At 53.4% G+C, this 14122-nt stretch carries 12 protein-coding genes; 9 read left to right on the top strand and 3 right to left on the bottom strand.

What is annotated here, in order from left to right; all coding sequences use genetic code 11:
* Positions 1–79: 79 nt before the first annotated feature.
* From OGX83_RS18845 to OGX83_RS18835, 3 genes are read left to right on the top strand one after another with little or no spacing between them, the layout of a single operon-like run.
* Positions 80–1630, top strand: coding sequence for a xanthine permease (locus OGX83_RS18845; RefSeq protein WP_286588891.1), 1551 nt, complete (start codon positions 80–82; stop codon positions 1628–1630).
* A gap of 26 nt (positions 1631–1656) precedes the next feature.
* A complete protein-coding gene (locus OGX83_RS18840) occupies positions 1657–2607 on the top strand; it encodes a carbamate kinase family protein (protein WP_008785727.1) in 951 nt (316 codons plus the stop codon).
* A 12-nt stretch (positions 2608–2619) separates the two neighbouring features.
* A complete protein-coding gene (locus OGX83_RS18835; RefSeq protein WP_286588890.1) occupies positions 2620–4002 on the top strand; it encodes an amidohydrolase family protein in 1383 nt (460 codons plus the stop codon).
* 45 nt (positions 4003–4047) lie between these two features.
* On the opposite strand, the gene OGX83_RS18830 is transcribed toward OGX83_RS18835, so the two are convergent.
* Positions 4048–4935, bottom strand: coding sequence for a nickel/cobalt efflux protein RcnA (locus tag OGX83_RS18830; RefSeq protein ID WP_286588889.1), 888 nt, complete (start codon positions 4933–4935; stop codon positions 4048–4050).
* A 120-nt stretch (positions 4936–5055) separates the two neighbouring features.
* Between OGX83_RS18830 and rcnR the strand changes: the two genes are divergently transcribed.
* Positions 5056–5328 carry a Ni(II)/Co(II)-binding transcriptional repressor RcnR gene (gene rcnR, locus OGX83_RS18825; RefSeq protein ID WP_003825567.1) on the top strand — a complete coding sequence of 91 codons (273 nt, stop codon included), beginning with the start codon at positions 5056–5058 and terminating at the stop codon, positions 5326–5328.
* 784 nt (positions 5329–6112) lie between these two features.
* Here rcnR and OGX83_RS18820 read toward each other — a convergent pair.
* Positions 6113–7342, bottom strand: a complete 1230-nt coding sequence (locus tag OGX83_RS18820; RefSeq protein WP_008785724.1) for an amino acid permease — start codon at positions 7340–7342, stop codon at positions 6113–6115.
* Positions 7343–7484: 142 nt separating this feature from the next.
* On the bottom strand, positions 7485–7940 hold the full coding sequence (locus tag OGX83_RS18815; protein WP_008785723.1) for a multidrug/biocide efflux PACE transporter: 456 nt from the start codon (positions 7938–7940) through the stop codon (positions 7485–7487).
* Positions 7941–8041: 101 nt separating this feature from the next.
* On the opposite strand from OGX83_RS18815, the gene OGX83_RS18810 reads away from it, so the two are divergent.
* From OGX83_RS18810 to araE, 5 genes are all read left to right on the top strand, one after another.
* Complete coding sequence (locus OGX83_RS18810; RefSeq protein WP_008785722.1) at positions 8042–8926, top strand: LysR family transcriptional regulator; 885 nt, start codon at positions 8042–8044, stop codon at positions 8924–8926.
* 102 nt (positions 8927–9028) lie between these two features.
* Positions 9029–10207: an acetyl-CoA C-acetyltransferase gene (locus OGX83_RS18805; protein WP_286588888.1), complete on the top strand. Its 1179-nt coding sequence runs from the start codon at positions 9029–9031 to the stop codon at positions 10205–10207.
* A 484-nt stretch (positions 10208–10691) separates the two neighbouring features.
* A complete protein-coding gene (kduI, locus tag OGX83_RS18800; RefSeq protein WP_048215619.1) occupies positions 10692–11528 on the top strand; it encodes a 5-dehydro-4-deoxy-D-glucuronate isomerase in 837 nt (278 codons plus the stop codon).
* A gap of 58 nt (positions 11529–11586) precedes the next feature.
* A complete protein-coding gene (kduD, locus tag OGX83_RS18795) occupies positions 11587–12348 on the top strand; it encodes a 2-dehydro-3-deoxy-D-gluconate 5-dehydrogenase KduD (RefSeq protein ID WP_003033923.1) in 762 nt (253 codons plus the stop codon).
* A 315-nt stretch (positions 12349–12663) separates the two neighbouring features.
* The gene (gene araE / locus OGX83_RS18790; RefSeq protein WP_003033926.1) at positions 12664–14082 is read left to right on the top strand and encodes an arabinose-proton symporter AraE; all 1419 of its coding nucleotides are present in this window, start codon (positions 12664–12666) and stop codon (positions 14080–14082) included.
* Positions 14083–14122 lie beyond the last annotated feature (40 nt).

Below are 14122 nucleotides of genomic sequence, written 5' to 3'. Positions count from 1 at the left end.
AAGCGAAAAACGTTGCTTACCTGCAGGGCTGGGCGATCTCCGCGATCGCAAATGATGCTTAACCTGTTAAGGATATTCCATGAACAGCATAAAACTAGAATGGAAACGTGGTGACTGGGCGGCTTACTTTGGGCTGATGACCAACAACCTGACTAACCTGCTGACAATGATGGGGCTGCTCATTTTTGTCGTCGGGATCCCTACCGAAATTGTCTATGGTCGCATTGCGCCTGCCTTTGGTCTGGCGGTGCTGGTGGCCAGCGTCTGCTACGCCTGGTTTGGCCTGCAGATGGCAAAGCACACCGGGCGTAACGACGTAACGGCGCTGCCGTCCGGACCGAGTGCACCGTCAATCTTCACCGTGACCTTCCTGGTGCTGATGCCGGTTTATCAGCAAACCAAAGATGCCAACTTCGCTATCCAGATAGCCCTGGTGTGGTGCTTTGTCGAAGCGTTGATCCTGGTCGGCGGCTCCTTCCTGGGCGAGACCATCCGCAAGATGATCCCGCGTACGGTACTGCTTTCTTGTCTGTCCGGCCTGGGGCTGTTGCTGCTGGCGATGAACCCGATGCTGCAGGCATTCGAAGCGCCGACGGTTTCTTTCATCGTCCTGTTGCTGATCTTCATTAACTGGTTCGGTAAGAAGCCGATTTTTGCCCGTATTCCTACCGGTTTGCTGCTGCTGATTGCCGGTACGGCCCTGGCGTGGATCTCCGGTTTACAAAGCCCGGAAGCCATTAAAGCGTCGATGTCTTCCTTTGGCTTCAACCCGCCGGAAATTCATGTCGACAGCTTCTTGCAAGGTTTACCGCACGCACTGCCGTATCTGGCTTCTGCAGTTCCTTTGGGCCTGGCGAACTATATTTTTGACCTTGAGAACATTGAAAGTGCGCACGCGGCGGGCGATGAGTACAACACCCGTAAGGTCATGATGGCGAACGGCTTTGCCTCCATGCTCGGCTGCATGCTGGGTAACCCGTTCCCGGTGACCGTATATGTTGGGCATGCGGGCTGGAAAGCGATGGGCGCCAGCATCGGCTATACCCTCGCTTCAGGCATCACCATGTTCCTGGTGCCGCTGTTTGGGCTGGGCGCGTTTATGCTCGCCATTATTCCGATGACCGCGATAGTGCCGATTCTGGTGTTTATCGGCGTGGTGACCGCCAACCAGGTGGTGCGAGAAACGCCCAAAGTCGAGGTTCCCGTTATCTTCATCTGTCTGTTCCCGTGGATCGCCAACTGGGCATTGACCATCGTCAACAGCGTGATGGGGGCCGCCGGAACATCCGCGGGGAAACTGGGTAGTGACTTGCTGCACAGCAAAGGTGTCTATTACGACGGACTGGTGCATCTGGGAAGCGGCGCACCGCTGGCCAGCATGCTGTGGGGCTGCGTCGCTATCTTCGCCATTATGAACAAGCCGTTACGCGGGGCGATTGCCGCAGCCTTTGGTGCGCTGTTATCACTGTTTGGCGTGATCCACTCCCCGGCGGTTGGCTTTGCGGAAGGCAGCTCGATGATGTTTGTTGTGGCCTACCTGATGATGAGCGGCATGTTTGTCCTCAAGCATCTTCTTGATAGCCGTGAAGCGGTGACTGCGCCTGAGCAGGAACCGACGAAAACGACCTGAATTGCCTGCAAGCGGAAGATAACACTATGAAAGAACTTGTGGTCGTTGCCATTGGCGGCAACAGCATTATCAAAGATAACGCCAGCCAGTCGATTGAACACCAGGCTGAAGCGGTGAAAGCGGTAGCGGATACGGTGCTGGAGATGCTGGCATCGGACTACAACATTGTGCTGACGCACGGTAACGGGCCACAGGTAGGGCTGGATCTGCGGCGTGCGGAAATCGCGCACGAGCGTGAAGGGCTGCCGCTTACCCCGCTGGCAAACTGCGTTGCTGATACGCAGGGCGGTATCGGTTACCTGATCCAACAGGCGCTGAATAACCGTCTGGCGCGGCGCGGTGAGCAGAGGGCAGTTACGGTGGTCACGCAGGTGGAGGTCGACAAAAACGATCCGGGCTTCGCTAATCCGACCAAGCCCATTGGCGCGTTCTTTAGCGAAGTGCAGCGTGATGAACTGCAGCGGGTCAATCCGGGCTGGCGCTTTGTTGAGGATTCGGGGCGCGGCTACCGTCGGGTAGTCGCCTCTCCACAACCGAAGCGCATTGTCGAGGCGGAGGCGATCAAAACGCTGACCCAGCAAGGCTTTGTGGTTATTGGTGCGGGCGGCGGCGGGATCCCGGTGGTGCGTAGCGATCAAGGGGATTACCAGAGCGTGGACGCGGTGATTGATAAAGATCTCTCCACGGCGCTACTGGCGCAGGAGATCCGCGCCGACATTTTGGTGATCACCACCGGCGTCGAGCAGGTCTGTATTCATTTTGGCAAACCCAACCAGCAGGCGCTGGATACGGTGGATGTCGCAACGATGACCCGTTACATGCAGGAGGGACATTTCCCGCCTGGCAGCATGTTACCCAAGATCGTTGCCAGCCTGGCGTTTCTGGAGCGTGGCGGTAAACGAGTGATCATCACCACGCCGGAATGCCTGCCTGCCGCACTGCGTGGCGAAACGGGCACCCATATTGTCCATTCCTGAGAGGAAACGTGAATGAAGGAAAGTAACAGCCGCCGTGACTTTTTAAGTCAGAGTGGAAAAATGGTGACAGCTGCCGCGCTGTTTGGCGCAGTGGCTCCGGTCGCGTATGCTGCTAATCCTGTCGGGAACACCTGCGGGTCGAAGAGCACAATGACGATTAACGATAAGCACTATTACCTGGATAACGTCCTGCTGGAAGCCGGGTTTGATTACGAAAACTCGGTGGTGGTGCATACCCGTACCGCGCTACAAACCGTTGAAATCCAGGACGGGAAAATTGTTGCGCTGCGCGAGAATAAGCAGCATCCGGATGCGACGCTGCCGCACTATGATGCGGGAGGAAAGCTGATGCTGCCCGCCATGCGCGACATGCACATCCATCTGGATAAAACCTTTTACGGCGGTCCCTGGCGTTCACTGAACCGTCCGGCTGGCACCACTATTCAGGATATGATCCGCCTGGAACAAAAGCTGCTGCCTGAACTCCAGCCTTACACACAGGAGCGCGCGGAAAAGCTGATCGATCTACTGCAGTCAAAAGGCACCTCGATCGCGCGCAGCCACTGTAATATCGAACCGGTTTCCGGGCTGAAAAATCTCGAAAACCTGCAGGCGGTACTGGCGCGTCGTCAACCGGGTTTTGCCTGTGAAATCGTGGCATTTCCGCAGCATGGCCTGCTGTTATCAAAATCTGAACCGCTGATGCGCGAAGCGATGCAGGCGGGAGCGCATTACGTCGGCGGTCTGGACCCAACCAGCGTCGATGGAGCGATGGAAAAATCCCTCGACACCATGTTCCAGATTGCGCTGGATTACGATAAAGGCGTAGATATCCATCTGCATGAAACCAGTCCGGCGGGTGTGGCGGCGGTGAATTACATGGTGGAAACGGTGGAGAAAACGCCGCAGCTAAAGGGCAAACTGACCATCAGCCACGCGTTTGCGCTGGCAACGCTGAACGAGCAGCAGGTTGACGCGCTGGCGACCCGTATGGCGGCGCAGCAGATTACAATTGCCTCGACGGTGCCGATCGGCACCTTGCACATGCCGCTCAAGCAGCTGAGAGACAAAGGCGTGGAGGTGATTACCGGCACCGACAGCGTGATTGACCACTGGTCGCCGTACGGGCTGGGAGACATGCTGGAGAAGGCGAATCTGTACGCCCAGCTCTATATTCGCCCCAACGAACTGAACCTGTCGCGGGCGTTGTTCCTCGCCACCGGCGATGTGTTGCCGCTTAACGATAAAGGCGAGCGCGTCTGGCCGAAAGCGCAGGATGAAGCCAGCTTTGTGCTGGTGGATGCCTCCTGTTCGGCGGAAGCGGTCGCGCGAATTTCCCCACGCACCGCGACCTTCCATAAAGGGCAACTGGTGTGGGGGAATGTCGCAAGCTAGCCTGGTTTTACGCGCAGCGGCAAGCGCTGCTGCGCTCTCTTAGTGTTAACCGACGATCCCCATATAGCCGTGAATCCCCATATATAAACCGACCATCGCAATGAGCACACTGGAAAAATAGGGGGCTTTGCGTGCCATCGTGTTAAATCCGCTCCAGCGTTTGGCCGCCTGCTGCACGCTGATTGCCGCTCCCACGCCCACCGTTACCAGCGTCAGCGCCAGCCCGAGGCTGAAGCACAGCACCATGGTCGCACCCAGCGTGAAGGCTTTGAGCTGGATGCAAATCAGCAGCACCGTAATGGCGGCTGGGCACGGGATAAGCCCGCCGGTCAGACCGAACAGTAATATTTGGCCGTTGGTGACCTCTTTGCCCGCAAAGCGGCGCTGAATATCGGTGGCATGCGCCCGTTCGTGGGCATCCTGATACTCTTTCGAGCCTTCGGTGAATCCTACCAGTGCGGCATGGTCGTGATTATGCTCGTGTTCGTGATGATGATGATGATCGTCATCGTGGTCATGATGATGGTCATCATGATCATGGTGGTGGTGATGCTCGTGATTGTGGTCGTGATGCGTCTGGGCCAGCCAGTTCTGCTCTCCCTGCCAGGTTCGCCAGAACATCCAGAATGCGGTTCCGAGAATAATAATCGCCGAGACAAACTGCAGCCATGGCTCAACGGCCTGGGCAGTAAACGCTTTGCTGATATACATCCCACCGAGCGCAATCAGCCATACCACGGCGGTATGCGACAGCGTTGCTGCCAGCCCCAGCATCACCGCCTGTTTGATGGTCCCCTTAATGGCAATAATAAAGGCCGCCATCATCGTCTTGGAATGCCCCGGTTCCAGACCGTGCAACACACCCAATAGAATCGCGCTGGGAATGAAAAACCAGGCGTTACCTTGCTGAAGAAGCGTAGAAAACTCACCCATGAGAATGATTCTTAGTTGTTTAATTTCGCCTGATTCTACTCCCCCCCAGTATCAAATACTACCCCCCAGTAGAATGTCGATGGTATTGTCCCTACAGCCAGACGTTAAAAAGGTAAAGTTATGTCACATACGATCCGCGACAAACAAAAGCTGAAAGCCCGAACCAGCAAGATTCAGGGGCAGGTAGCGGCGTTGAAAACCATGCTGGATGAACCGCATGAATGCGCGGCAGTATTGCAGCAAATAGCGGCGATCCGCGGGGCAGTAAACGGATTAATGCGTGAAGTGATTAAAGGTCATCTGACCGAGCACATTGTGCATCAAGGCGATGAAATTAAGCGCGAAGAGGATTTGGATGTGGTCCTGAAAGTGCTGGATTCGTACATCAAATAAGTCAGTTTAACGGCTCATCCACGTTCAATACCGTCCAGTTAAGCATGTAGGGTGAACATGTGATTCTTTCTCAGGGTTCCGTTCACCTCAGCAGTGTTATTTTTCTGAAGCATTGATACCCGTGAACGTGTAAAGGGCGTTCTTCGCCACGCCCTTTACAATCCCGGCTCCCGGCGGGAAAATTGCCGCTCCGCGGTCCCCTCCGCTTATTCCTCCAGGCTACCGGGTCGGGCGCGAGGAAGCATCCCTGCAAAGCGCGCCCTGAGCCAGCATCCATGCTGGCTCTCCCGGGCTTACGGAAACACGTCGGCAATTTTCAGCCGGACCAGCCCACACCTCACCATCTGCGTTTTTGGTCTGAACAGCAAAACAGATTTAACTGGAAATCAGAGCGTTGAAGCGATGACTCGGGTCCGGCTGAAAATCGATGAGGAGTTGACGTCTGACCGGGGCTGTCCGCAGGGATGCGGACAGAGGGGACGGGCTGCATGGACGCAGGCTCGGCCCCGACCCGACAGGCAGACGGCATAAGACGAATGAATCGCGTAGCGACGATTTTCCCGCCGGGAGCCTGGGTTGCAAGGGAGGCGGCGGTGAGCCTCCCTTGCACGTTCACAGGAATCGGTGCTTCAGAGAAACGATGAACATGAGGTGAACGGAACCCTTCTCTGAGATAGCATGTTCATTACTTCCGCCAACACAGGTTGAAACTTTCTGAAATTGAGTCGTTAACTGAACGACATCGCACCCACTTTCAGGAGAATGAGCCGTTAAACAACACGTTCTAGCCAAAAAACATCACAGATACGCACAGCAGACCGACAATCAGGGTGATCAGATTACCCACTGAACGGTACGGCTTCAGCGCCGGGATCAGATAGGTAGACAATGTCGGCATGATAAACAGAATCATGGCAATCAGCGGGCCGCTTATCGCGTAAATCATTGAAATGGCATTAGGATTAATGCAGCAGATGATAAACGTGATAGCCGAGACAAGCATGATGGACAGAGCGCGGTTAAAGGCCCGGCTTTTCTTCACACCCACCTGATGCAACGACGTTTTTACTACCTCCGTTGCCCCTTCAATCACGCCAAAGTAGGTGCCGAGGAACGATTTTGACATCGCGACAACGGCAACGATGATCCCGGAAATCGACAGCCATGCCGGTGCGTTTGGCATCATCGACAGCGCGGAAAGAATCGTCACGCCTTCATTTTTCGCGTCTTCGATATAGTTTGTCGGAATCGAAAGCAAGCAGCTGAAGACGAAAAACAGTACGCTCAGGCAGATGATGACGTAGGCTACCTTCATGATTTTTTTGCATTTACCCATGGCCTGCTCGCCGTATTTCTCTCGTCTGTCGATGGCGAACGTAGAGATAATTGGCGTATGGCTAAAAGCGAAAACCATCACGGGAATAGATATCCAAACCTGATGAAGCGTGTGCTGATCGAAAGACATCTGGCCGGTGAGTAGCGTTGGCTGCCAGCTTCCGGTCAGGTAGAGCGAAAGGAACAAAAAGTACGCGATGAGCGGGAACACCAAAAAGCCCATGACCCGAATAGTGGCTTGTCGGCCCATCAGAAAAATCAGGTTCAGCACCAGCACCACGCCAAGGCTGACCAACATGCGGATCCGCAGATCGATAGTGATATGTTTTGCCAGCTGTTCAGTGAGTGAATTGGTTATCGCTACGGCGTAGATCAGCACCACCACAAAGAAGGCAATAAAATAGAGGGTGGTGATCAGGCTGCCAATCTTCTTGCCGTAGTAGTGGGTAACCGCGCCAGTGATCCCTTCACCAGCCGACGTTTTTGAGGACAGGATAAACTGACACAGCGCCTTGTGCGGCCAGTAGGTTAAAGGCCAGGCGACGAGTGCGGTGATAAACAATACCACCGCGCCTGCAGAACCCAGCTGTATGGGTAGGAATAGGGTTCCTGCGCCGACGGCAGTCCCATATAGTGCGAAGCTCCAGAGAGTCTCTTCTTTTGACCAAAATTTCGACATTATTTGAACGTATCAACTATAAAATAAACAAAAAGAAGCGCAATTTACCACAAATGGCAGGGGCTGGGGGAGGTGTGAACAAGCGGGCGAGTGAATGGGACAATAGCCGGAACCGAGAAGATTCCGACTATTATTTTAATTATCAGGCAGTAACGCGCTGCTGGCGGCGCTTCATAACGCGCTCGCGTAACGTGTCATAAGCCCAGTTATAGAACATGGTGTACGGCAGGAAGAACAGGAAGAAACCTATTTCCAGCGTGAATGCCTGAACCAGGCTGACGTTCAGCACATACGCCACGATGCTCACCCCAATCACAATAAAACCGCTCTCGAAGCCTAAGGCGTGAAATGCTCGCACTTTCGCCGTACGTTTTACCAGGTGCGACGGCCACAAACGGTCAAACAGGGCGTTATAAATGATATTCCAGATCATCGCTGTGGTGGCGAGAAGAATGGTCAGTCCGCCCATTTCCAGCACCGAGCGCTGCATCAACCATGCGGTGGTTGGTGCGAGGATCGCGGTGGCAATGCCTTCAAAGCAGACGGCATGAAAAATACGCTCCACTAACGAGCGGCGTTGGACAGTATCGTGTTGCATAACCTAAAACCTTCTTTGATGCCCGGATAACGGAATGGTGGCAATTTTATCGTTTTATGTGATATCTAAAAGATAGTATCCATCGATAAAGTAGATAGATCATGCGTTATTCTCCTGAAGCATTAACGGCGTTTGTGGAGACCGTTTCCTGCGGTTCATTTTCTGCGGCGGCCCGGCGGCTGCGTAAAAGCCAGTCCACTATCAGTACGGCCATTGCGCATCTGGAAGCCGATCTTGGTTTTGCGCTGTTTGACCGCTCATCCCGCCAGCCAACGCTGACCGAGGAAGGTAAGCGGGTGTTGGGCTATGTGCAGGCTATTCTGACGGCCAGCGAACGTCTCGATGAGGCGGCGATCTCGCTGTCGGGTGAAACTGAGGCGCGTCTGACCTTTGTGCTGTCTGACACGCTGCATCCGGATGTGCTGGAAGAGTTGATGGTGCAGTTTGATCGCAAGTTTCCCCATACCGAGTTTGAATGCCTGATTGGCGAAGATGAAGACGTGATCGATCTGCTGCAAAAAGGACGTGCTCAGGTGGGGTTGATCGAGGCGCGGGAAGATTACCCGACCGACATGGGCGTTACGCGTCTGCCGATGCAAACCTGGATGGGATTATACGTTGCAGCGTCGCATCCGCTCGCGGCTCAAGAAAAACTGCAGTGGGAGCAGCTACACACCTGGCGCGAGCTGCGTTTGAATACCTATCTGGAAAGCGGCACCAACGTGGCGCGCGGCCCCGTCTGGTCTGCTCCTAACTATCTGTTATTGCTAAGTATGGCTGTTCAGGGATTCGGCTGGTGCGCGCTCCCTTGTGCGCTGGTGGAGGAGTTTGCGGCAGAAAAACCACTGGTGCAATTAAAGATGCCTGGCTGGCCAAAGGCTATCTCTATCGATCTGTTGTGGAATAAGAAATCACCGCCTGGTGTGGCAGGAAGTTGGCTGCGTGACCATTTACAGCAGAGTGGCGTTCAGATGACCAATAAGTGATACGAATTTCCTTTGTGATAAAAATCACCGTTTTTAAACAACCTTGATAACTATTTTTAACAATCATCTACTATTGCGGTGTTATTTTGCGCTGAGGTAGTGATGAAAGAGGTTGTGATCGTCGGGGCATTAAGGACACCGATTGGCTGCTTCCAGGGGACGCTGGCGCACCACTCTGCCGTTGAGTTAGGCAGCATGGTGGTCAAGGCGTTACTGGAACGCACGGGCGTGGACGTTCACGCTGTGGATGAAGTGATCCTCGGACAGGTGCTTACCGCAGGTGCCGGGCAGAACCCTGCGCGTCAGTCTGCCATCAATGGTGGGCTACCCAATACCGTTTCCGCCATCACCATTAACGATGTCTGTGGCTCGGGTCTGAAAGCGCTGCATCTGGCGACCCAGGCTATCCAGTGTGGCGAAGCCGACATTGTGATTGCGGGCGGGCAAGAGAATATGAGCCGTGCACCGCATGTCCTTACTGATAGCCGCACTGGCGCACAGCTGGGGAACAGCCAACTGGTCGACAGCCTGGTACATGACGGTCTGTGGGATGCCTTCAACGATTATCACATGGGCGTTACCGCGGAAAACCTGGCGCGAGAATACGGAATCAGCCGCGAATTGCAGGATGCCTACGCGCTACACTCGCAGCACAAAGCGCGGATGGCAATTGATGCCGGACGCTTTAAAGATGAAATCGTGCCGGTGGTAACACAGCGTAATGGGCAATCGTTCGTGGTGGACACCGACGAACAACCGCGTACCGATGCCAGCGCCGAAGGGCTGGCGCGTCTGGATCCTACCTTTGACAGACTTGGTTCGGTAACGGCGGGTAACGCGTCATCCATCAACGACGGTGCCGCTGCGGTAATGATGATGAGCGAGGCCAAGGCGCAGGAACTTAACTTACCTGTGTTGGCCCGTATTCGCGCCTTTGCCAGCGTCGGAGTCGACCCTGCGCTCATGGGGATTGCGCCAGTGTATGCAACACGCCGCTGCCTTGAGCGTGTGGGCTGGCAACTGGCTGATGTTGATCTTATCGAAGCTAATGAAGCCTTCGCCGCGCAGGCATTATCCGTTGGGAAAATGCTGGAGTGGGATGAACGGCGGGTGAATGTGAACGGCGGGGCCATTGCGCTCGGCCATCCGATTGGCGCTTCTGGCTGTCGTATTCTGGTTTCGCTGGTACATGAAATGGTGAAACGTCGGGCGCACAAGGGCCTGGCAACGCTGTGTATTGGTGGTGGTCAGGGGGTGGCGCTCGCTATCGAACGAGACTAATTTCCCTTCGATTTCTCTGCTTTAACGCCTTTTCTGATGACTTTCTCCTGCATCTATAAAAAAGCCCTCCAACAGGAGGGCAAGGCCAGTTACAGAAACATACACTCTAAACCCTGTCAACATATCAAAACGTTGTTTCATTTCATGTGATTGATAGCGCACTTTGTTAGAAAAGGTGTGTGAATGACGTATGAGCCTGGCTGTATTTTCAATATCTTATCCCTGCCACTATTGATCTACTTTTTTGTGTTTTTATCTATCTAATTGTTTTAAATGATTTTATTGAAACAGATTTTGCGATTTATATGCGCTAGCGTGATCGCACTTACACTTTTGATAATAAGATGCGGAAAAAGTGAAACATCGTTTTAGTTATAATTGAAAACACATTCAGGGAGGGATATCATGAGCGCATAAGATAAAACGGAACAGCGTTTTGCTATTCGTTTAAGCATTCACGGTCAATTTATCACTGGAGGTAAATGTGGACGTAAGACAAAGCATCCATAGTGCGCATGCGAAAACCCTGGACACTCAGGGGCTGCGTAATGAGTTTTTGGTCGAAGAAGTGTTTGTCGCAGATGAATACACCATGGTCTACAGCCACATCGACCGCATCATTGTTGGCGGCATTATGCCAGTGGCCAAAACCGTCTCTGTGGGTGGCGAAGTCGGCAAACAGCTGGGCGTAACCTATTTCCTCGAACGTCGTGAGCTGGGTGTGATCAATATCGGCGGCCCGGGCACGATTACCGTTGACGGCCAGTGCTATGAAATTGGTCATCGCGACGCGCTGTACGTCGGAAAAGGGGCAAAAGAAGTGGTATTCGCCAGTATTGATACGGCGAAACCGGCGAAGTTTTACTACAACTGCGCGCCGGCACACACGACTTACCCAACTAAGAAAGTCACGCCTGCAGACGTTGCGCCAGTGACGCTGGGTGATGACCTCACCAGTAACCGTCGTACCATCAACAAATACTTTGTGCCGGATGTTCTGGAAACCTGCCAGTTGAGCATGGGTCTGACTGAACTGGCACCGGGTAACCTGTGGAACACCATGCCGTGTCATACCCATGAACGTCGTATGGAAGTCTATTTCTACTTCAATATGGAAGAAGACACCTGCGTCTTCCACATGATGGGTCAGCCTCAGGAAACGCGTCATATTGTGATGCACAACGAGCAGGCGGTGATTTCTCCAAGCTGGTCTATTCACTCCGGTGTCGGCACAAAAGCTTATACGTTCATTTGGGGCATGGTCGGCGAAAACCAGGTCTTTGATGATATGGACCATGTTGCAGTAAAAGATCTGCGCTAGTTGCGGGCGACAGCCGTGCCTGCTGCGGCGGGCATTATAAAAAAATTAAGGATTTACAATGATTTTGAATGCATTCTCTCTTGAAGGTAAAGTCGCCGTTGTGACCGGTTGTGACACAGGTTTGGGTCAGGGTATGGCGCTGGGCCTGGCTGAAGCGGGCTGCGATATCGTCGGTATCAACATTGTTGAACCGACAGAAACCATCGAACGCGTGACCGCACTGGGCCGCCGTTTTTTAAGCCTGACCGCCGATCTGCGTCAAATCGATGGTATTCCGGCACTGCTGGAGCGCGCAGTGGCAGAATTCGGCCATATCGATATTCTGGTCAACAACGCGGGTCTTATCCGTCGTGACGATGCGATCGACTTCAGCGAAAAAGACTGGGATGACGTGATGAACCTGAACATTAAGAGCGTGTTCTTTATGTCTCAGGCCGCGGCGAAGCACTTTATCGCTCAGGGTAACGGCGGCAAAATTATCAATATCGCCTCTATGCTTTCCTTCCAGGGCGGGATCCGCGTGCCGTCTTACACCGCATCTAAAAGCGGCGTAATGGGTGTTACCCGTCTGATGGCGAACGAGTGGGCAAAACATAACATCAACGTCAACGCGATTGCACCGGGTTACATGGCGACGAATAACACTCAACAGCTGCGTGCTGATGAGCAGCGTAGCGCAGAGATCCTCGATCGTATCCCGGCGGGTCGTTGGGGTCTGCCGAGCGATCTGATGGGGCCTGTCGTGTTCCTGGCGTCCAGCGCATCTGACTATATCAACGGCTATACCGTTGCAGTAGATGGCGGCTGGCTGGCACGTTAATTCGCTTTCCAGAACCGTTAAACCCTGCCCTCTGGCAGGGTTTTTTTATATTCGGATCACAATAATCCATATTGTGGTTATAAATTATTCCATATTAAATTTCATACGTATAAATTTTTTGTTTTTAATATTCTTTAATATCAACGAATTAAATTTAATTGAGTGATTGTCGGTAAATTTTAAAATTGGAATATCCATCACATAACCATGTGGTGTAGCTATTTAATCCATGTTTTTGCCGTTTCCCGCCTGACGCTTCCTGCAAGGGATCCCTTACTTTCAATGGCATGGTTACTCTGTATCTGGCAGGAAAAAATGGTCTCAATAAATAATGATGCTGCTTTAGCGCCGCGCCCAGTGCGCGATACGCGACGTATGAATATGTTTGTTTCTATCTCTGCGGCTGTCGCAGGGTTGTTATTCGGCCTGGATATTGGCGTGATTGCTGGCGCGTTGCCTTTTATCACCGATCACTTTGTGTTGACCAGCCGCCTGCAGGAGTGGGTGGTAAGCAGCATGATGCTGGGTGCGGCAATTGGTGCGCTGTTTAACGGTTGGTTGTCATTCCGCCTGGGGCGCAAATACAGCCTGATGGCGGGCGCGATCCTTTTCGTCGTCGGATCTCTGGGCTCGGCGTTTGCCTCCAGCGTAGAAATGCTCATTTTTGCCCGCGTGGTGCTGGGCGTAGCGGTGGGGATCGCGTCTTACACCGCACCGCTCTATCTCTCCGAAATGGCCAGCGAAAACGTGCGTGGCAAGATGATCAGTATGTATCAGCTGATGGTGACGCTGGGCATCGTTCTGGCCTTTTTGTCCGATACCGCGTTCAGCTACAGCGGTAACTGGCGCGCTATGCTTGGCGTGCTGGCGCTTCCGGCTGTATTGCTGATTATTCTGGTTGTTTTCTTGCCCAACAGCCCGCGCTGGCTGGCGGAGAAAGGTCGCCACATCGAAGCTGAAGAAGTACTGCGCATGTTGCGCGATACGTCAGAAAAAGCCCGCGATGAGCTGAACGAAATCCGTGAAAGCCTGAAGCTGAAGCAAGGTGGTTGGGCGCTGTTTAAAATTAACCGTAACGTGCGTCGTGCGGTTTTCCTCGGAATGTTACTGCAGGCGATGCAGCAGTTCACCGGGATGAACATCATCATGTACTACGCGCCGCGCATTTTTAAAATGGCGGGTTTTACCACCACAGAGCAGCAGATGATTGCCACGCTGGTAGTTGGCTTAACGTTTATGTTCGCCACCTTTATTGCCGTCTTCACGGTCGACAAAGCAGGACGTAAACCGGCGCTGAAAATTGGTTTCAGCGTAATGGCCATCGGGACGCTGGTGCTTGGTTATTGTCTGATGCAGTTTGATAACGGCACGGCTTCCAGTGGGCTATCCTGGCTGTCAGTTGGTATGACGATGATGTGTATTGCAGGCTATGCGATGAGCGCCGCGCCGGTGGTGTGGATCCTGTGTTCGGAAATTCAGCCACTGAAATGCCGTGATTTTGGTATTACCTGCTCCACCACCACCAACTGGGTGTCGAACATGATCATTGGCGCAACGTTCCTGACGCTGCTCGACAGCATTGGCGCCGCCGGTACGTTCTGGCTCTATACTGCGCTGAACGTCGTGTTTATTGGCATCACGTTCTGGCTGATTCCAGAAACCAAAAACGTCACGCTGGAGCATATCGAACGTAAGCTGATGGCAGGCGAGAAGTTAAGAGATATTGGGGTGTAAGTCAGACAAGCATGCCGGATGGCGGTTCAGCCTTATCCGG

It is taken from the genome of Citrobacter sp. Cpo074 (genome assembly GCF_030332745.1).
In the GTDB taxonomy this organism is placed as follows: Bacteria; Pseudomonadota; Gammaproteobacteria; order Enterobacterales; family Enterobacteriaceae; genus Citrobacter; species Citrobacter portucalensis.
Note: the sequence above shows the minus strand (reverse complement) of the source record. Positions and strands in the feature narration are given on the sequence as shown.